Genomic DNA, 18,994 nt, shown 5'->3' on the forward strand with positions numbered 1-18,994 from the left:
GGAGTTTTGCTTATCCGCTTGACCTTGACGCAGCGTCAACGTTCACAATGAAGGACAGGAGGTGTGACAGGTGAGAGTGCATGAAGCGGCCGCCAAGGTAGGAGCAAGCCCCCGGGCTTTGCGCTTCTATGAAGAGAAGGGTCTCATTGCCCCGGTCAAACAAGACAATAACGGCTACAGAATATACAAGGATACCGATGTGGATCGGCTGCGGTGGATTGTCGCGCTGAGAGAGCTTGGATTATCCATCGCCCAAATTAAAAATGCGCTTGCTTCAATCGATAAGCCGAGTGCCTTTTTGGAGAAAGTGGATGCCGCCCGGGGAAAGCTTTACGAAGAATGGCTTGCTGCTTCGCAAATGCTGCGTGCCTTCGATGAAACATTAGCGCGATGGCATCAAAAGGAAAACATATCGTTAGATGAAGCAGAAGCAGCCGCTGAGAACATTCGCTCCATCCGCAGCCTGCGCGATAAGTGGAGCGATAAGTGGGACTTTGACGGCATTGCGCGGCAATACGGTACGCATGCTCCTCTGACCGTCCTGCAACATTTCATCAGCCCGTCCGCTTATGACGCAGCACTGGCGCAAACACTGGAATGGCTTGATCCGCAAATGGAAGAAAAGGGACTTGAGCTGGGAGCGGGCAGCGGCAATTTAACGATGCTGCTGGCCGAATCGGGAGCGCAGTTGACAATTGTGGAGCAATCGGTGGGGATGCTAGCCATTTTACGCCAGCGAGTGCCACAAGTTACGGCACGGCGCGGCAATATGCTCAGCTTACCTGTTGCTTCAAGCCATTACAACTTCATCGCAACCAGCTTTGCCATGCAATATCTTGACCGCCAGCAGCAGCTGCTTGCACTCCAAGAGATGGACCGTGTGCTGCTGGTCGGCGGAAGACTGGTCATTTCGGGATTAATGGCGATTGAAAGCGGGAGTCAACAGGCAGATAAGCCTAAAAGCCCGAATCACGAAGAAGCTGCTCATGCCATCACACCTTCCACTCTGTCTGAGCTGACGGGCTGGCTAAAGCAGCATCATTATGATGTTGTCTCCCGGCATATAACGGAGTCGATTCACATTATTATTGCTGTGAAAATGTAAAAGCGGGGAACCATTATGCGTCTCTAGCAGTGATCAGATCATTCTCGTGTTTTATATTTTTATGAGTACTTATTATTTTTCCATCAGAGATCGTAAAGGTGTGGTCACATAATAATTGGATATCTTCTTTGTTATGAGATGTCATTACGATTAGCTTTTGCTCTGCTCTCAGCTTCTCTAACACCTCTCTTAATGTTCCCACAGAAGTTTCGTCCAAGGCATTAAAAGGTTCATCTAATATGATAATTTGTTGGTTTTCCATGATAGCCTGAATAATCCCTAATTTTTGCTTCATTCCTAATGAGTACTTTTTGAATTTTTTATCATTTTCCCAATCTAATCCAAGCATGTTCATATAATATTGGATATCTTCATTTTTAGTTACATTTCTTATTTTAGCTAACATTTGTAAATTCGCATATCCCGTTAGATGACCTAGGAAGCTTGGTTTTTCAAGTAATATGCCTAACTTATCAGGAAATGAAATATCCTTCCCCAACACTTTCCCATCTATTCTAACCTCTCCATTAGTGGGCAGTATTAGGCCAGCGACCATTCTCAAAAGCATGGTTTTACCGCTTCCGTTCCTACCCACTACTCCGTATATATTTCCACTTTCTAAAGACACATTTATATTGTCAAGAACATTAACTTTACCGATTACCTTGGTGAAATTGGTTGTTTCAATCTTCATGAAAGGACAACTCCTTCGTAATCATATTTCTTTGAATAAGGACAACTAGCACGATAACAAGGACTATACTTTCAAGAACATGTAATATTGTAGTCATTGGGCTACTGGATCGAGGCAAAATATAAAAAAAAGCGTCCTGATAATGATTGGTCAAAGCTAAAAAAATTAAAATGCTCACCATTATCATAAACGTATTTGCTTTCGTAAACTTCAGTAATAGATATACCTGAGCAAAAGCTATAATTACACAAAACAAGTAGACTCGCGCTATAACCTCAACCGTATTCATATTGATGGTTTGAAACCCTTTGAAATCATTTGAAACGATGTCAAAAAGCAATGCTATCAAATAAAACAGTATAACAAATGCTGCGGTAATCATTAAAGCTCCTTTTAATAAAGCTTTTAACCAAGCGTTTTTATTCCCATATCGAACTAATAAGTTGTCAGAATTATCAACATAAAAGGCAATATAGTCAATAAGTGTAACCTGCAATAATAAAACTATCATAACGAATAAGCTTTTTAATAATATTTCATTTAAAGGCTTACCTCCAAACACAGTTTGAAACATTGTTGCAGGATCACTGATGCCAGTACTTTTCAAATAACCGTAACTAATCAGAATGCTTCCCACTAAAGTAATAAGAGAGAATGGTTTTACATGCCTGAACACGCTGATCATATAAAATCCCTCTTCTCATTAATCCTGATGTTTAATAGTAGTGTAATCAAAACTATACCTATCATCCAGTAATAAGATGCCGATCCTTTGTGAAAGACCCATGAAAATAACAAGCCTGTATCTAGTGAAGAGAATTTCTCGATAAATGGTATAAACACCAGAAGTTCTAAAGCCATCCATGAAAACACCATTATTGTGCAATGTCTTCTCAAACTCCTGTTGTTAGTACACTTCAAACAAGACATTATATTTGCAAATATGATAACCCCTAATAAATATCTGAAATACCAGTCTGTCAGCTGCAGCATAAAACTCTGTTCTCTAAGTAACAATGCTCCGAGTATAATAAACAGGAACATAATACTTAGACAGAGCAACCCTAATGTATAATATCCGAGCAATTCTCTTTTGAGTATTTGTCTTCTATTTTCCATTCGGACATACGATAACTGATTAAAGTAGCTGCCTTCAATAGCCAAGCCAACAGTAATGACAGAAATAAATTGAAACACATAGAACTTATCAAATATCCATTGATTGAACCAAATATGACCAGCAGGCAATTTAAACAAGAATACGATTCCGCTCATTGCGATATAGATGGTGAACGCGCAGACAAATAGAAATCTAATCATAACAATTTCTCGTTTTATAAAAAACTGCACCCATTAACAATACATTCACCAACATCCATCCTCCAATAACGAAGATCACAACTTGCCAGTTTATCCCTGTTATCCCAACTGCCGCTAGAGGCTGCAATATGATCCGAATGTTATAGAGGGATAGACTCGGGTAGGAATCAGCGATATAGCTAATGCCATATAGGATAATGACAGGAATGATAAGTATAACGTACCTATTCTTTAAATTTAATAACATACTAATGCAAAGTGAAAACACAACGAACATAGAGATGGCTAAGGCATTCATCAATGTATAAATTTGAACCATATTCATTGGATTCGACAAAAAAGCATCATATACAAAGCTTCCTTTTTGCGGAATGGAGAAACTATATTGCTCTGTCTTATGGACTGTGTCAGGGAATAGCGTATAGGTCATTAAAACATTAATCTCCAAAGTAACGAATACTGCAAGGAACGACAGTGTACTCGTTGAAATGAACTTTGAAATAAAATACGCACCTTTACCTCCTCTAGTAATTTGATACATATACAATGAAGTGTTCTTATCTTCATGATAGATTAACCCGGTAAATAGCACAGCAAATATCCAAAATGCAGTATTGTATATATGATTCCCCCAACTTACAGAATTCATTAACATCCAGAATTGGAACGGGTTCTGCCCAATTGTCTGAGCTGCTTGAGCATTATTAGAAAAATGTCTAGCTACTGTGATGGGATCAATCACAGCAATAATAAGCAATATCAAAACTGTGATTACTATTTTTTTATCTGTTATCAGTCTTTTGAAATCAATTTTCAGATAATTCACAAGCGAATTCCTCACTCGATTTTTCCTCTCCTTCGACAAGATCGTTTTATGAGGAGTCCCCCCCAAGTTGTAAAATGAACAAACATGGCAACATAAATTACATGTCCCCATGTTTGTTCCAAATCTCAAAAACATAAATCGATCCTATTAGTTAGGACTCCATTCACCCTCAACAGCAACTGAAGAAGATGTAACGATAGGGTTGTCGAGGTTTAAAATTACGTTAGTACCTTTAGCAGGTACTGTGTCATAGCTTATCGTGTGATATGCCTTATCGTAAGCTACTTGATTATATGGATCTGAAAGATTAGGGTGACTTCCCCAAGCACCTTCCTTTTCTGTCCATGCTCTCACGGCTGTTCCGCTGTCTAATTTTGTGATTTTGATGCTGAAATACTTCACAGCAGTAGCATCATTAGCTCTCGCTGCGGTACTAATCTCAGTATCGCCTTGATTAGCAGGTAGACTGCCCGTGAAAGTAGCTGTGACAGCAAAAGCTGAAGTTGCAAACACTACGGAAAATGCTAGTGTGGCGATAGCCATCAGTTTACCTTTTTTCTTCATTTTAAATTTTCCCTCCATCAATTTACTTTTTTGTTTATTTTTGGGTACCCAAATTAATATTAGTTCAAACTCTATTAAATGTCACTAGGCGAACAGAACTATTTTTTCAACCTAAATTACGAAAATGCAGCTACATAAAAAACTAAAAAAGTACCCTGATCATTCCTAACTTATAAATAGAAACCCGGAAATGACCCATCAGGTTGCACTAGATTTATAAATGTCTGAAAAAGAAAAAACGGTCAGTTGGAAAGTAATCTTTCTCTTCAATCATTTGCCTAATTGGCTCTCTCCGCCTTCTGCAATAAGAACTTTGCGTTGAATAGTATACTTCTCCAACAAACGTTAGCCTTATATGAGATTCATGGAATTATACCGCCATCTTTCAGGTAGTGCCTATCACATGAGGAACTTCACCCTGTAGATACAGCACTCATGCCGAAGAAAAAAGATGACCTCTGATACATACAGAAATCATCTTATAACATTCTTGAAATATAGAAATCTTTCGTCAGCTTTTGTTTCTGGATCAAAGTTGAACCACATAATTAATCGAATTACGCTCTTACTGCTTGCTTGTTCCGTAGTGCTGCTTCGCGTGGGCTCTGGCCTCGTCGGGATTGGTCACACGATTGCGGCTCCACTCGAACAGAATACGGTCGATATAGCGCAAGTTCAGCTTGCCTGCGAATACCGCTTCCTTCAATGCGAATCGGATAATCTCCTCCGTATAGCCGTCCACATCCAGCCAGCTGCTGATCGTCTCGCATTCCATCGGCGACAGCAGCCTGCCCAGCTCTTGCTCGAATACGGTGAACAGATCGTTCTCCAGCTGACGCTTCACGTGCGAAGCGTTCGGCTTGTAGTCGGCCCGCTTGGATTGACGCTTCCGATCAGACGACCATTCTGCGGCCTTCAGCAGCCAGCCGTTCCAATTATACCGCTCCGCTTGCATCCCATTCGTCTCGTCTATGTATTCGTCGATCGTGAGGAAGCCGTCCTTCATCAGTCTTCCGATCCAGGCACTAACGTTCTTCTCGCTGGCACCCATCCGTACTGCCAGCTGCTCCGGCGTCGGGAAATCATTATGCTCCGCTTCGCGGAACATCATCAGCTGCAGCAGCAATATAACCTCCGTGTCCGACAGCCCCAGCTCCTTGTAGCTGCGCAGCAGAACGGACGGCAAGTAAGCGCCGCCATCTCCCATTGCGGCCGCCATGCCGTGAGAATAGGCCTTCCATAGCTCGTCACTCAATTCCAGCACTCTCCTCTTCTCATCTCACTTCGGCCCCCGAATGCAATACATGCTTGCATCCCCTGCAGAAGATACAAGCATGCATGCCATTGCTGCTATTGAGCTGCTTTCACAAGCGCATAGGTGTCCCGGGCAATGAGCAATTCCTCATTCGTCGGCACGACCAGCACCTTCACCCTGGAATTGTCCGTCGATATTTCGCGCGCTTCCTTGCTTCGTACGGCATTCCGCTCTTCATCCAGCTCCATTCCGAGGAATGTCAATCCTTCCACAACGGCTTGACGCAATACAGCGGAGTTCTCGCCGACCCCTGCTGTGAATACGAGCACGTCCATTCCGTTCATGGCTGCAGCATATGCGCCGATATATTTCTTCACGCGGTAGACATACATATCGAATGCCAGCTTCGCATTCTTGTCCCCTTCGTTCATTGCTTCCGTCACTTCTCTCATGTCGCTGCTAAGTCCGGATATCGCCAGCATGCCGCTGTGCTTGTTCAGCATGGAGCTGGCTTCGTTCAGCGTCAGCTCCTCCTTGTTCATGACGTAGGGCACGATGGCGGGATCGATATCGCCGCTGCGCGTCCCCATCATTAGCCCTTCCAACGGCGTCATGCCCATGCTGGTATCCATCGACTTGCCGTCCATAATCGCGGTGCAGCTGGCACCGTTGCCGATATGGCAGGTAACCATCTTGATCGATTCCAGCGGCTTATTCAGCACGCGAGCCGCTTTATTGCTCACGTAGGCGTGCGAAGTGCCGTGGAAGCCGTAGCGGCGAACGCCGTGTCTGCGATACAATACGGTCGGAATCGGATACAGATAGGAGGTGTCCGGCATCGTCTGATGGAACGCCGTATCGAAGACGACCGCTTGCGGCACCCCGGGCAATACATTCTCGACAGCAGTAATGCCCATCATATGAGCCGGATTGTGAAGCGGTGCAAGATCGAACAGCCGTTTAATCTCCTTCTTCACTTCCGTCGTGACGAGAGCAGAGCTCTTGAACACCTCGCCGCCGTGCACGATCCGATGGCCGACCGCCTCGATCTCCGACATGGAAGTGACGACGCCATGCTCCTTGTGCGTGAGCATATCGATAACCCGCTTCACTGCCGTTACATGATCCAGTATTTCGCTGACGTCGCGAACCTCGGGAGCGCCGACAGGCTCATGCGTGACGATCGAGGAGTCCATCCCGATCCGTTCAACCCGTCCGCTTGCGAGTACGGACTCGTCCGACATGTCGTACAGCTGATATTTCAATGAAGAGCTTCCTGCGTTAATTACGAGTACTTTCATGAGATCCGGTCCCCATCCTTATCGTATTTGAAAAATCCAGAGCCGGACTTCACGCCCAACTGGCCTGCACGCACCATCTTCTTTAACACGATCGAAGGACGGTACTTCAGCTCGCCATATTCCCTGAACATACGCTCCAGCGCAGCGAGGACGGAATCGAGGCCGAACCGGTCAGCCATCTCCAGCGGCCCGTGCTGGAACGAATAGCCGATTCGCATCGCATCGTCGATATCTTCGGCATAGGCGACGCCTTCTTCCAGCACATGCAGCGCCTCATTAATGAATAGACAGATGAGCCTTGTCGTGACGAAGCCGGGCGATTCGAATACCATGACACCTTTCTTCTGAATAATCTCCTCTACGAAATGCTTCGTTTCCTTGAACGTTTCGTCAGAGGTTTTCAGTCCACGCACAATTTCCACCAGATCAATCTTGAATACAGGATATATGAAATGAATGCCGATTACCCGATCGGGACGCTTCGTTACACTGGCCAATTCCGTCAAGCTCAGCGTCGAGGTATTGCTCGCCAAGATGGCATTCTGCGCGCAAATGCCGTCAATGTGGCGGAATACTTCTTTCTTGGCTTCCAGATCCTCCGAGATCGTCTCGATAACGAGCTCGCAATTCGCTAACGCATCGTAACCGCCTTCTGTATGAATGCGTGACAAGATCAGCTTCTTTTCGGAAGCCGTCAGCGCCCATTTTTCAATTTGCTTATCCAAGCTTACTTCAATCATTTGTAATCCGTAAGCGAGACGCTCCGGAGTCTGCTCCACGAGCACAACATCCAGTCCGTTCGCGGCAAGCATTTCCGCGATGCCTTGTCCCATCGTGCCTACGCCGATTACGCCAACCTTTTTAATCATGTAGTGATAATGCTCCTTCAAGTCATAAATTTCACACGCACCTTTATTATAACGGTTTTCAATAAAAAAAGAAGGCAGTCACTGTCACTGCCTTCAAATTGTTAGAAAGTTGAACGCTTACGCGGCGGAATGTCGGCTCAGCAGGCTCCGGAATTCGTCTCCGGATAGTTGTTCCTCTTCCATCAGAATATGCAAGGAGGTACGGAAGACATCTTGCTTCTTCTGGAGCATGTCCTTCGTCCGCTGCATTAAATCGTCAAGAATCCCGCCGGTCACCTTGCTCCATTGCATTTTGGTAATCATGCCCGCATCTACGATGCCCAGATCCGTCAGGCCGGATTCCACCAGCGTTTTCACCAGATCCAGCGCTTGCTCGAAGTCGCCTCGCGAGCCGGTGCTTCGCTCGCCATAGAAGATTTCCTCGGCTGCTGCGCCGCCTAATGCAATCATAATTTGCGATTCCAGGAATCGCTTCGTGTACAAATATTGATCATCCTGCGGATGCTGGCGGACGTAACCGAGCGCTCCGCCTCTGGGCGACAAGGCGACTTGCGATACGCTGCCCGGCCGCAGCAGCTCGGCCATAATCGCATGGCCCAGCTCATGCAGCGCTACCCGTTCCTTCTCTTCATGCGTCGTCTCGCGATCGGTGCGTTCGCCAAGCATCACCTTGTCGATCGCCATCGTCAAATGCTTGTTCGTAATGAACGCTTCGTTCTCACGCATGGCATAGATAGCAGCTTCGTTCATGACCGACTCCAGCTGTGCACCGGAGAAATTGAACGCCTGTGAAGCGACAGACGAGAGATCGCTTCCTTCGTGAAGCGGCTTGTTCTTCGCATGAATGTTCAGAATATGCAGCCTGCCCTTCTTGTCAGGCAGTGTAACTTCGATATGCCTGTCGAATCTTCCGGGCCTCAGCAAGGCGCTATCCAGCATCTCCTTCCGGTTAGTAGCGGCAATTAGCAAGATACGCGGCGATTCATTGCCGTAGATGCCATCCATCTCCGTGAGCAACTGATTCAACGTCTGATCGTATTCGCGATGCTGACCGCCGTCGCGCTTCCCGCCGATCACTTCAATCTCATCGATGAAGATAATGGCGCTGCCCTTGTTCTCCTTCTTCGCCTTCGCTCTGGCATCCTTGAACAGCTCGCGGATGCGGCCCGCTCCTACGCCGACGTACATCTCGACGAATTCACTGCCCGATGCGGCGACATACACCGAATCCGTATGCTGCGCAGCCGCTTTCGCCAGCAGCGTCTTGCCCGTTCCGGGAGGCCCGGACAGCAATATCCCCTTGAGCGGACGGATTCCGAGCTTCTCGATCTGTTCCCGCTTGACCAGGAAGTCAAGCGCTTCGACAAGCTCTTTCTTCGCTCGTTCCTGTCCACCGATCTCATCGAACGACAGCGGCGCAATCCTGGATTCGCTTCGGCCGGCTCCGCCCGGCATCGCGGCAAGCTTGCCCTTGCCGCTAATCGCCAGGAACAGAACGGCTCCAATCATTAGGGCGAACAACAGCGGCAGCACATTAACTCCCATGAAAGCCATGAACAGAATCGCAACGGGAACGGCGCCTATGACAAGCTCTAGCCATCTTTTACGCATTCGGCCACACCCCAAGCTTCTGCGGCGTACGCGGCAAGACAACATGCTTGGTTGCCGCTCCGTTCTTCATTGTAATATATACATTGCTATTGTCCATCTCTGTATCCACTTCAATATGATTTGATCCTTGTACGACCTTCTCCATGGCTGCAGGAATCGCGGAATAGGTCTTCGTCTCCATCGCCTCTGCAATATCGAACAAGGAGGCGTGCCATAATCGTTCCAGCTCTTCATCGGCTTCATCTCTGATCGTCACTTCAAGCTGCTTGTCTCCGGCGATATCTTTCACTTCGCGAGCGATATCCCCGTACACTTCCCGCAAGCTTGCGTCTTCCGACAATTGCACAGTAACGGCTACCTTATCCTTGTCAATGACGGGTTCCGCTGCATAAGCAATGCCATTCACTTCATGCAGCATATCATGCAAGGGAGCAGATACCGCTACTTGCTTATATATTCCCCATCCGCCGAACAGGAGAACTGCAGTAGCAGCCGCTGTCAGCACTACAGGTATCAAACGCGGTTTTTGCAAGGCTTTCCCCTCCCGATGTCTCTATTTGATAGATAATAATATATACAACGACGATATATCAAAGTATATCACATCTTGAGGGGATCAAGTGGGTGTAAAAACAGGAAGCGGAGCATAATCGCTCCGCTTCTGTCTAGGGCGTGTCTGAGAACTCTGAGGACAGCAAATTTTGCCGAATTTCCGTTCCATGCAAGGCGCGTTTGTGAAGGCGTACCCGGGGTACGTCAAGCAAACGGAACGAAGCAGGGGGCGGAAAGGCGGTGAAAGGTGCCACTGAGCGGGTTTTCAGACACGCCCTAGTAAGTCGCTATGAAAAAATGATCCAGCGCTTCTCCATTTCGAAGGGAATAAAAGTGATAAAACACGCCATTACTCCCTTGCTGCTTATATTGCATTTCCCAAGCAGGCTGATCCCTGAACCATCCCGGCTTAATGGCGACCAGCTTCGCATCCGCATGCTGTCTATCGAATAATTGCAGCATGTCTTCCTTCGTCATCGCATTCTCTTCTTCCGTTCGGAAGATAACTTCGCCGTTCTGCAGAAATACAATTACGGACTGCCCGGAAGCGTCCGACCCTTGCGCGATCCAGGTTACCTCATCCCAGATATGCTTGGTCAAAGAATCGATATGCTCCAGGCCTGCCGTTTCCGTCACAGCTTGCCTCACTTCCCGCGTTACGGTCCAATTCGGCATTTGAACGCTGCGATAATAGAATACGCCCCATACAGCGAGTGCCAGCAGGCACGCCGTAATCAATACCAGCCATCGCTTCTTATTCATCAGCGGCGGTGACTTCCTGTCAATCACCCTCATGTTGCTTGCAGCAACCGCTCGAAGCTGGCCTGCGCATCGCGTCGCAGCTTCTCCTCGTCCAGGAACAGACACTTCCGTCCGGCAACGACCTGCTTGCCGTCAACCCACACATCGGTCACATCACGTCCGCTTCCCGCATACACCAGGTGGGAGACGATATCCGTCAGCGGATAGTAGTGAGGCTGATCGATATCAAGAGCGATAAAGTCCGCCTTCATCCCTTCCCTAAGCACGCCGATATCTTCGCGCCACAGCGCCTTCGCGCCGTACACCGTTCCCAGCTTGAGAGCTTCCATGGCAGGCACGGCAGTGGGATCGCCGGACACTCCCTTATGAAGCAGGGCCGCCATAGCTATCTCCTGGAACAGGTCCAGGTTATTGTTGCTTGCGACGCTATCGGTGCCGAGAGACACCTTCACGCCGGCCTTCATCAGATCCGGCACTCTGGCAATGCCGCTGGCCAGCTTCAGATTGCTGACAGGATTATGGGATATTGAGGCGCCTCTCTCCGCGAGAAGCGCGATCTCCTCATCGTTCAGATGTACGGCATGGGCAAGAAGCGCTGGACGCGAGAAGAAGCCAAGCGAATCCAGATGCTCCACCGGCCTGATCCCGTAATCGCGAACGTTCTGCTCCACCTCTGCAGCCGTCTCTGACATATGGGTGTGCAGCGGCAAGTTATAATCGTGCGCAGCCTGCACGAATTGCTCTATGAATGCCGGGGGACATGTGTATGGCGCATGCGGCGACAGCATCGTCGTGATGCGGCCCCCCGCTCCCCCGTTCCATTCCTTCGCGAATTGGACAGACTCCATCAGCTTCGTGCGCTGCTCTTCCTCCGAGCACAATCCTATGACGCCCCGCATCAGCACGCCGCGCATGCCGGCCTGCTCCGTCATAAGCGCCACCTGCTCCATCCGGTCGTACATATCGACGAACGTCGTCGTGCCGCTCAGCAGCATCTCGGCGATTGCAAGGCCGCTTCCGATACGCGCATCTTCGATTCTGTAACGCGCTTCCATCGGCCACATTTTTTGCTCGAGCCACACTTGCAGCGCCTCATCGTCCGAATACCCCCGCAGCAGCGTCATCGGTGAATGGCCGTGCGTATTAATGAGGCCAGGCATGATGGCGTGGCGGCTTCCATCGAACTTCTTCACATCGGATTGCAGCCATTGCGTCTGCGGCTCCTCTTCGCCGATATAAGCGATGCGATCGTCCGATACCAACATGTGCCCCCGTTTAATAACAGGCTTATCATCGTCCATCGTGACGAACAGACTATTCTGTATCCATAGCTGACTCATCGTTCTCATCTCCTTCATGATTCAAGTAGTAAGCCAGGCTCAACAATTCCTTCGTAAAGTCCGCATGGTGAATGCGGATTTCATCTGGGACGCGAAGAATAGCCGGCGCGAAATTCAGTATGCCTTCAATCCCCGCATTCGTCAGCTCATTCGCCACATTTTGCGCCTCATGGGCGGGAACGGTAATAATGCCGATTCGGATATTATGCTCCTTAATGGATTCGGCAAGCTTGCTCATCGGCTGTACGGTCAAACTTCCGATGCTGCTTCCCACCTTCGCGGGATGATTGTCGAACACCGCGGCAATGTGCATATTGTCTTTGGAGTATTTCGTGTAGTTGCAGAGTGCGAGACCCAGATTGCCTGCGCCAATCAATGCGACCTTTATCGTCTGGTTCACCTTTAATATTTGGCGGATTTTCTCGATCAAGTAGACGACGTCGTAACCAACGCCTTTCCTGCCGAACTCCCCGAAGTAAGCCAGATCTTTGCGAATTTGAGCGGGATTCAGGTCAAGCTTCACTCCCAACTCCTGTGAAGACACCGTCTGCACCTCACGAGCATGAAGCTCGTTCAACACTTGCAAGTACAACGGGAGCCGTCTGACTACAGCTTCGGATATTCTGGTTTGCTTCATTTCTGCTATTCCTCCTCCATCGCTGGCACGATTCTCGCTTCGCTATCCGCCGCAACAATCCGGTCCGACAGCCACTCTTCCATTCTGGGCACCATCTGGTCCGCATGCATCGTCTCTATTTTCGGTCCGGGCAAGGAGTACAGGAAGTGCTTGCCGTAGAACGTTTCGATTACTCTTGTGTCGTATATAATGACGATGCCCTTGTCTTGCGAAGAGCGGACCAATCGTCCGAAGCCTTGCTTGAACTTGATAACCGCACCCGGAATGGACAGCTTCATGAAGGGATTCTGGTTCCGCCGCTGCAGCAACTCGGCTTTCGCTTCCAGTACAGGATGACTCGGCGGCTGAAAGGGCAACCTCACAATGGCAAGACAGATCAAGGATTCGCCGGGAATGTCCACCCCTTCCCAGAAGCTGCTCGTGCCAAGCAGAACCGATTCCGGCTGCTGCAGGAATCGCCGTGTCAGCTTCGTGCGGTTGCTGCTGTCAATCCCTTGACCCAGCACATTAATGCCTGCTTCGGCGAGAGATTCCTTAAGGGGGTCATATACACTGCGCAGCATCCGGTAAGAAGTGAACAGCACCAGCATTCTGCCCCTTGTTCCGCTTGCCACATCCCTTAACGATCGCACGAGCTTATTCAGATAGTCGTCGTTGTAGGAAGCTCCCTTCAGCAGCGGGAAGTCTCTCGGAACGATGACCAGCGCTTGCTCGCGATATTGGAACGGCGACGGCAGCTGAACGGCTCGAAGCTTGCCCTTCTCCTCGTAGCCGGCAAGTCCAAGCTGTTCCTCCGCATATTGAAATGTCTTCTTGACCGTCAGCGTCGCCGAAGTCAGTACAATGCTTTCTTTCGTATCGAAAAAGTACTGCTGCAGCTTGCGGCTGACATCGATCGGTGCGGCATACAATTGAATGGAGCGGTGCCGGTAAGCGCTGTTACCTTCGAGCCAGAACACGAAATCTTCTTGTTCCAGCTTCGTCATCATCCGCAATTCGTCCTTCAATCTGCTTAAGTCCCGCAGGCAGCCGTTCAGGTCCGTCAATACGCCTTGCACACTCTGTTCTTCGCTTCGCTCTTTTACATCGCCAATAAGCTTCTCAAGCGTCTTGATCATTCGTGCAAGCTCGACATGGATATTGCCTTCAATTGCGACCGCTTCCTGCCAGTGTTCCGAGGTCTCGCCCGTACTTAACCGCTTCACAAGCGTACCGTCGCCTTCGGCCTGAACGGAAGCTATATCGTTGAACAGGAATTCGAACAGTTTGTCCCATTGCTCCTTCAACTCGCCAAGCTTGGGAATGCAATCGTCAATCGTTTCTACCCAAGCTTCCGCATGATCGTCTCCATCATCTCTAAGCTTATGCCGAAGCGTATGTAGAATCCCGGAGCGGGCATCCTTCTGCATGCGAGTTAATGAGCTAATGAGCGTGAAATAGTTCACTTGCGTTCCCAGATGCTTGCCTGCCACCTCTTCCACATGATGAGCTTCGTCGATGACCAGGTGGTTGTAAGCTGGAAGGAGACGGTGGTCGGCTTGCACATCGGTGAACAGCATGGAATGGTTCGTAATGCAGACATCGGCGATGTTGGATTCGTGCTTGGCGCGATGATAATAGCATCTCTTGAACCAGGGACATGCACGGTTCAGACAGGAATTGGCGTCACTGGCTACAGTCGACCAGAACTCAGCTCCTCTGCCGCTGAAGTTCAGCTCTTCCTGATCGCCTGTCTCAGTCTCGCTCAACCATACGACCATGGAGGCGGCGGTTATCCCGTCTTCTCCCTTGGCCATATAATCTCTCGCATTCAATTTATGTTCGAACTTGCGCATACAGAGATAGTTGCCGCGCCCCTTCAAGATGGATGCCTTGAATGGAAAAGGCAGCACTTGAGCGAGCAACGGCAGATCGCGATGGCGCAGCTGCTCCTGCAAGTTGATCGTATGGGTGCTGACCACCATCTTCGTATGATGGCGAATACTGTAATATAATGCCGGAATCAGATAACCGAGCGACTTGCCCGTGCCTGTGCCTGCCTCTATCAGCAAGTGCTTCCCTTCTTCGAAGGACTGATGCACCTCCTGGAACATGCGGGATTGCGCTTCTCGCTCCTCATAGCCGGGGAACAGCTCCTGGAATCGCCTCTTCACATCGTTCAAGTATTGCTCGAAGGACGTGTCAGCGAGCCATTCGGCATCCGTGCCTTCTTCTTGCCGCGGAGCCTTCTCCTCGCTCCATTCCCCTGCCTGAAGCGCAAATTGCCGATAATAATCGTAATCGCTTGCTTCGAATACGGTATGCTGCTCCATGCGAGCGGCTTGCTCCGCTAGAAACCACTGCATATCCTTGCTCTCATCAATTAATGAAGACAGCCGCTGCACAGTAAGCAGCGGCAAGGATCTTAACTTCCTGGCACATGTGATGAATATCTCCGCTGTAGCCGCCGCATCGCTATCCGCCCGATGATGATGATCGTGCGCAATGCCGAACTGCTCCGTCACCATGCCGAGCTGATAGGACGTAAGCGACGGATACAGGATGCGAAGAAGCTCGATCGTATCCAGCTTTCGTCCCAGGAAAGGCATATACCCGCTCTCCTGCAGAGCCCGATCCAGGAAGGAAGCATCGAAGCCTACATTATGAGCGACAAGAACCGCGTCCTCCAGAAAAGGCAGCAGCTTCAGTGCAACTTCATCCCATTCCGGTGAATGCTTCGTCATGGCATGATCAATACCGGTTAAATTCGTAATAAATTCCGGGATGGCAATCCTTGGTTTGACAAAAGTGCTGAACTTATCCGTTATTTGCAGCTCATCATTGACGATGACAAGCCCCACCTGAATAATTTGATCTTCTGTGCCATGTCCAGTCGTCTCCAAATCCAATACGGCATATTTCATTTGCTTCCCCGACCTTTCACATACAGCACAGCTCCGTGCTACCAAAATATAGGGATAATTGCTTAGGCGTTTCCTGACACGACTTCAAATTGCTTAAAGAGTCGGCGAAGCCGGGATAAACTTCATAGGCTTTCTTGAACAGCTTCTCCGCTTGTGCCAAATTCATGTGGATCGCCTGAATGCATCCAAGAGCATTATAGCCTAAAGCGAGCCACTTCGGAAAGTCCGACAGCACAATGAGCAGTTGAAATTGCCGCTGCGCCTCATTCCAGCTTCGCGTATGCATCAAGCTCATCCCCAAGTAAAGCCGTGCCAGATTGCATTCCGGAGCTTGTGCAAGAACGTCATGAAAGATCGTTGCCGCTTGCGGAAACATAAACAGCTTATAGTAACCCTGGCCTTTGCTCACATCACCTGCAATGTCATCGGGAATATACAGATCCGCTGCGCTGCAGGTCATGCTTTCAAAGCCGGGAGCGTGAGCAGCAGCTTCATGCTGGCTTTCGTCTGCCGCAACGTCAGAACCTTGCTGTGCGCTTGCAGCAGCGACGCTTACCGCATTGCCGCCATCATTCGCTTTTTTTTGTTGGAACTGGGAAAGCTTCTCCTCGAAATTCAGCCACAATTCAATAAAGCAATCGCTGGCTTTCTTCAACTCACTGAGCTGAAGCTCAAATTGCTGTCGCTCCTGCTCCGACGCAGTGGGATACTGTCTCATAATGCCGTCGAGCTGCTTGTGCATCGTCATGAACATATGCTGGAACATACCGCATCCCGCCTTCGTTTTGAATTAAGGAGTGTCACGGTCATTTTTTGTTTTCGGCAGGCTTTTCATACCGTCATCCAGCCGTTACATAATGCAGGAATTCGCGACTAGCGATTAGGTGCCAGTTATTACAACACGGTGGCGTGCAGCTCTTGAGAGAGCACTTGCACAGGTTTGTTGTTCTCATCAAGAATAGTGACAACCGGCTTATAGCTTCGTGCTTGCTCATCCGACATCGCAGCATACGAGATGATGATAACCTGATCCCCGGGCTGAACCAGCCTTGCAGCAGCGCCGTTCAAGCAGATAACGCCAGAACCGCGTTCTCCTGTAATTACATAAGTTTCAAACCTGGCGCCGTTGTTGTTATTGACAATTTGAACCTTCTCATTTTCCAGCAGATCGGCCGCATCCATCAAGTCTTCATCTATCGTAATGCTGCCTACATAGTTTAAATTCGCTTCCGTCACCGTCGCACGGTGAAGCTTGGATTTCATCATCGTTCTAAACATGGCTTCTCACCTCTCGCCGATAGTATACAAAGCATTGTCGATCAGTCTCGTCGCTCCGAACTTGACGGCCAACGCCAAAATAACTGTACCGCTTGCTTCCAGCAAGCGTTGATTCGCAGGCACCCTCTGCAGGGAAGGATACTGCATCAGCTCGACGTAATCGATCTCCGCTTCGTCCATCTTCCCGATCTCCGTTCTGACAGCCTCCAGCAAGCTGTCAACCGTCATCTCCGGCTGTTTCAGCCAGAACCCGGCATCCTTCAGCACGTTGGACAGGACTAGCGCCTGATGCCGCTGCTCCGCTGACAAGCGCACATTCCTGGAGCTCATCGCCAGACCGTCCGCTTCTCTTACCGTCGGCATCCGAACGATCTCGACATCGAAGTCCAGATCATGCACCATCTGCTCAATTACGGCAACTTGCTGCGCGTCCTTCATGCCGAAGTAAGCGCGATGCGGCTTCACGAGATGGAACAGCTTGGCGATGACAATGCCAACGCCGTCGAAGTGACCCGGTCGGGAAGCGCCGCATAGCTCCTCGGTTATTTCGCTCACCTTCACGCTTGTCAGCGGCCGCGTCGGATACATCTCCTGAACCGACGGGATGAATACGATATCGGTATGGCATGACTCCGCTATCGCTACATCTCTTGCTTCATCTCTGGGGTACACTTCCAGATCTTCATTGACGCCGAATTGCAGCGGATTGACGAATATGCTCAGCACCGTCACCTCACACTGCTCCCGGGCCGCTGTCAAGAGACTGGCATGGCCTTCATGCAGGTACCCCATCGTAGGAACAAATCCTATCGATCGTCCGTCGCCTGCCATCTCCCGCATAGCGTGCCGCAAATCTTCTTTCGTACGGGCTATGATCATATTTATTGGCTCCTCCCGCCGTACAGCGCTTGCGACGCTTCCTGGGAAGCGGATGAAGCTGACGGCGATTGCGTCTGCGGCTGGAACACATGCTCTTCCGCAGGAAATTGTCCCGTCTTCACTTCATCGACATATTGTTCGATCGCTTGCCTTACCGTTGACGCAACGTCGGCATAAGGCTTCACGAATCTCTTCTCGATATAAGGGGAAGCATATTGCAGCAAGTCGTGATAGACGATCACTTGCCCGTCGCAACCACGACCGGCTCCGATCCCTATGACAGGAATCGTCAGCGCTTCTCCAATGGCAGCGGCGATCGGCTCTGTTATCAGCTCCAGCACGATGCTGAACGCTCCTGCCTGCTCCAGCGCCAGCGCGTCTTCCATCAATGCTTTCGCTTCTTGCTCCACTTTGCCCTGCACTCTGTATCCGCTCAACTGATGAACGGATTGCGGCGTAAGACCGATATGGCCCATGACAGGAATGCCTGCCTTCACCAATGCTCTGACATCATCGGCAATTTCCGCGCCGCCTTCCAGCTTGACTGCCTGTGCGCCGCCCTTCTGCATAATGACCGCGGCGTTATTCAATGTTGCTTCCCTGCTGACTCCGTAAGTCATGAATGGCATATCCGATACGATGAACGTGTCTGCTGCACCTCTTGCCACTGCACGTGTGTGATATACAATATCATCAATCGTTACGGGAATTGTCGTATCGTATCCAAGCACGACGTTGCCGAGCGAATCTCCCACCAGAATCATATCAATGCCCGCTTCCTGGGCAAGCCTCGCAGAGGGATAATCGTAGGCAGTCAGCATCGTGATTGGCTCTTGTTTTTGTTTCATTTTTTGCATGCTTGCAATCGTTAGTCTTTTTTTCATCCGTTTTCCTCCTTACGGTTATTGTGAACACAAAAAAACCTTTTAGCCGCCGCTAAAAAGGTTCCCGAACGTAAAAAGGAAACGAAGTGCAGATATGCTTCCTTCTGTCTCGGTCCCTACGGCTCAGAGCAGAGTGGGCATTTCCAAATGATGTTACTCTTGTCATGAGGCATTGCCTTGCTCCAGTGCAGTTTCATTGCTGAATACCGCCTGT

18 protein-coding genes are annotated in these 18,994 nt (G+C 49.3%); 1 reads left to right on the forward strand and 17 read right to left on the reverse strand.

The window, feature by feature from the left end; genetic code table 11:
- Positions 1–70: 70 nt before the first annotated feature.
- Positions 71–1,105: a MerR family transcriptional regulator gene (locus tag M6D81_RS06160; protein WP_262675945.1), complete on the forward strand. Its 1,035-nt coding sequence runs from the start codon at positions 71–73 to the stop codon at positions 1,103–1,105.
- A 13-nt stretch (positions 1,106–1,118) separates the two neighbouring features.
- Here M6D81_RS06160 and M6D81_RS06165 read toward each other — a convergent pair whose 3' ends face one another.
- The 17 genes from M6D81_RS06165 to panB form a co-directional block, all read right to left on the reverse strand.
- Positions 1,119–1,799, reverse strand: a complete 681-nt coding sequence (locus M6D81_RS06165) for an ABC transporter ATP-binding protein (RefSeq protein ID WP_262675946.1) — start codon at positions 1,797–1,799, stop codon at positions 1,119–1,121.
- On the reverse strand, positions 1,789–2,484 hold the full coding sequence (locus tag M6D81_RS06170; RefSeq protein ID WP_262675947.1) for a hypothetical protein: 696 nt from the start codon (positions 2,482–2,484) through the stop codon (positions 1,789–1,791). The genes M6D81_RS06165 and M6D81_RS06170 overlap by 11 nt, the downstream gene beginning before the upstream one ends.
- Positions 2,485–3,111: 627 nt before the next feature.
- On the reverse strand, positions 3,112–3,945 hold the full coding sequence (locus tag M6D81_RS06175) for a hypothetical protein (RefSeq protein WP_262675948.1): 834 nt from the start codon (positions 3,943–3,945) through the stop codon (positions 3,112–3,114).
- A 147-nt stretch (positions 3,946–4,092) separates the two neighbouring features.
- The gene (locus M6D81_RS06180; protein WP_262675949.1) at positions 4,093–4,509 is read right to left on the reverse strand and encodes a hypothetical protein; all 417 of its coding nucleotides are present in this window, start codon (positions 4,507–4,509) and stop codon (positions 4,093–4,095) included.
- 565 nt (positions 4,510–5,074) lie between these two features.
- A complete protein-coding gene (locus M6D81_RS06185) occupies positions 5,075–5,764 on the reverse strand; it encodes a DnaD domain protein (protein ID WP_262675950.1) in 690 nt (229 codons plus the stop codon).
- 95 nt (positions 5,765–5,859) lie between these two features.
- Positions 5,860–7,065, reverse strand: coding sequence for an acetate kinase (locus M6D81_RS06190; protein ID WP_262675951.1), 1,206 nt, complete (start codon positions 7,063–7,065; stop codon positions 5,860–5,862).
- Positions 7,062–7,934, reverse strand: coding sequence for a 3-hydroxyacyl-CoA dehydrogenase family protein (locus tag M6D81_RS06195; RefSeq protein ID WP_262675952.1), 873 nt, complete (start codon positions 7,932–7,934; stop codon positions 7,062–7,064). Before M6D81_RS06195 ends, M6D81_RS06190 begins: the two co-directional genes overlap by 4 nt.
- A gap of 117 nt (positions 7,935–8,051) precedes the next feature.
- Positions 8,052–9,545, reverse strand: coding sequence for an AAA family ATPase (locus M6D81_RS06200; protein ID WP_262675953.1), 1,494 nt, complete (start codon positions 9,543–9,545; stop codon positions 8,052–8,054).
- Positions 9,538–10,077, reverse strand: a complete 540-nt coding sequence (locus tag M6D81_RS06205) for a hypothetical protein (protein WP_262675954.1) — start codon at positions 10,075–10,077, stop codon at positions 9,538–9,540. The genes M6D81_RS06200 and M6D81_RS06205 overlap by 8 nt, the downstream gene beginning before the upstream one ends.
- A 296-nt stretch (positions 10,078–10,373) precedes the next feature.
- Positions 10,374–10,859: a hypothetical protein gene (locus M6D81_RS06210; protein ID WP_262675955.1), complete on the reverse strand. Its 486-nt coding sequence runs from the start codon at positions 10,857–10,859 to the stop codon at positions 10,374–10,376.
- Positions 10,860–10,888: 29 nt separating this feature from the next.
- The gene (locus M6D81_RS06215) at positions 10,889–12,199 is read right to left on the reverse strand and encodes an amidohydrolase (protein WP_262675956.1); all 1,311 of its coding nucleotides are present in this window, start codon (positions 12,197–12,199) and stop codon (positions 10,889–10,891) included.
- Positions 12,174–12,836, reverse strand: a complete 663-nt coding sequence (locus tag M6D81_RS06220) for a redox-sensing transcriptional repressor Rex (RefSeq protein WP_262675957.1) — start codon at positions 12,834–12,836, stop codon at positions 12,174–12,176. The genes M6D81_RS06215 and M6D81_RS06220 overlap by 26 nt, the downstream gene beginning before the upstream one ends.
- A gap of 5 nt (positions 12,837–12,841) precedes the next feature.
- Positions 12,842–15,739 carry an ATP-dependent DNA helicase DinG gene (gene dinG / locus M6D81_RS06225; protein WP_262675958.1) on the reverse strand — a complete coding sequence of 966 codons (2,898 nt, stop codon included), beginning with the start codon at positions 15,737–15,739 and terminating at the stop codon, positions 12,842–12,844.
- 16 nt (positions 15,740–15,755) lie between these two features.
- Positions 15,756–16,505: a hypothetical protein gene (locus M6D81_RS06230; RefSeq protein ID WP_262675959.1), complete on the reverse strand. Its 750-nt coding sequence runs from the start codon at positions 16,503–16,505 to the stop codon at positions 15,756–15,758.
- 128 nt (positions 16,506–16,633) lie between these two features.
- A complete protein-coding gene (gene panD / locus M6D81_RS06235; protein ID WP_262675960.1) occupies positions 16,634–17,017 on the reverse strand; it encodes an aspartate 1-decarboxylase in 384 nt (127 codons plus the stop codon).
- A gap of 6 nt (positions 17,018–17,023) precedes the next feature.
- Positions 17,024–17,896 (reverse strand): pantoate--beta-alanine ligase, encoded by an 873-nt coding sequence (gene panC / locus M6D81_RS06240; protein ID WP_262675961.1) that lies wholly within the window; start codon positions 17,894–17,896, stop codon positions 17,024–17,026.
- A 2-nt stretch (positions 17,897–17,898) separates the two neighbouring features.
- Positions 17,899–18,780, reverse strand: a complete 882-nt coding sequence (panB, locus tag M6D81_RS06245; RefSeq protein WP_262675962.1) for a 3-methyl-2-oxobutanoate hydroxymethyltransferase — start codon at positions 18,778–18,780, stop codon at positions 17,899–17,901.
- Between the last annotated feature and the right edge of the window lie 214 nt (positions 18,781–18,994).

This window comes from Paenibacillus sp. J5C2022 (genome assembly GCF_025567625.1).
GTDB lineage: Bacteria > Bacillota > Bacilli > Paenibacillales > Paenibacillaceae > Pristimantibacillus.

Bases quoted from the DNA above. Each gene is read 5' to 3' on its own strand.
- M6D81_RS06165 (WP_262675946.1), bottom strand. From the start codon at position 1,799: ATGAAGATTGAAACAACCAATTTCACCAAGGTAATCGGTAAAGTTAAT.
- M6D81_RS06170 (WP_262675947.1), bottom strand. From the start codon at position 2,484: ATGATCAGCGTGTTCAGGCATGTAAAACCATTCTCTCTTATTACTTTA.
- M6D81_RS06180 (WP_262675949.1), bottom strand. From the start codon at position 4,509: ATGAAGAAAAAAGGTAAACTGATGGCTATCGCCACACTAGCATTTTCC.
- M6D81_RS06190 (WP_262675951.1), bottom strand. From the start codon at position 7,065: ATGAAAGTACTCGTAATTAACGCAGGAAGCTCTTCATTGAAATATCAG.
- M6D81_RS06195 (WP_262675952.1), bottom strand. From the start codon at position 7,934: ATGATTAAAAAGGTTGGCGTAATCGGCGTAGGCACGATGGGACAAGGC.
- M6D81_RS06200 (WP_262675953.1), bottom strand. From the start codon at position 9,545: ATGCGTAAAAGATGGCTAGAGCTTGTCATAGGCGCCGTTCCCGTTGCG.
- M6D81_RS06210 (WP_262675955.1), bottom strand. From the start codon at position 10,859: ATGAATAAGAAGCGATGGCTGGTATTGATTACGGCGTGCCTGCTGGCA.
- M6D81_RS06215 (WP_262675956.1), bottom strand. From the start codon at position 12,199: ATGAGTCAGCTATGGATACAGAATAGTCTGTTCGTCACGATGGACGAT.
- M6D81_RS06220 (WP_262675957.1), bottom strand. From the start codon at position 12,836: ATGAAGCAAACCAGAATATCCGAAGCTGTAGTCAGACGGCTCCCGTTG.
- dinG (WP_262675958.1), bottom strand. From the start codon at position 15,739: ATGAAATATGCCGTATTGGATTTGGAGACGACTGGACATGGCACAGAA.
- M6D81_RS06230 (WP_262675959.1), bottom strand. From the start codon at position 16,505: ATGTTCCAGCATATGTTCATGACGATGCACAAGCAGCTCGACGGCATT.
- panD (WP_262675960.1), bottom strand. From the start codon at position 17,017: ATGTTTAGAACGATGATGAAATCCAAGCTTCACCGTGCGACGGTGACG.
- panC (WP_262675961.1), bottom strand. From the start codon at position 17,896: ATGATCATAGCCCGTACGAAAGAAGATTTGCGGCACGCTATGCGGGAG.
- panB (WP_262675962.1), bottom strand. From the start codon at position 18,780: ATGAAAAAAAGACTAACGATTGCAAGCATGCAAAAAATGAAACAAAAA.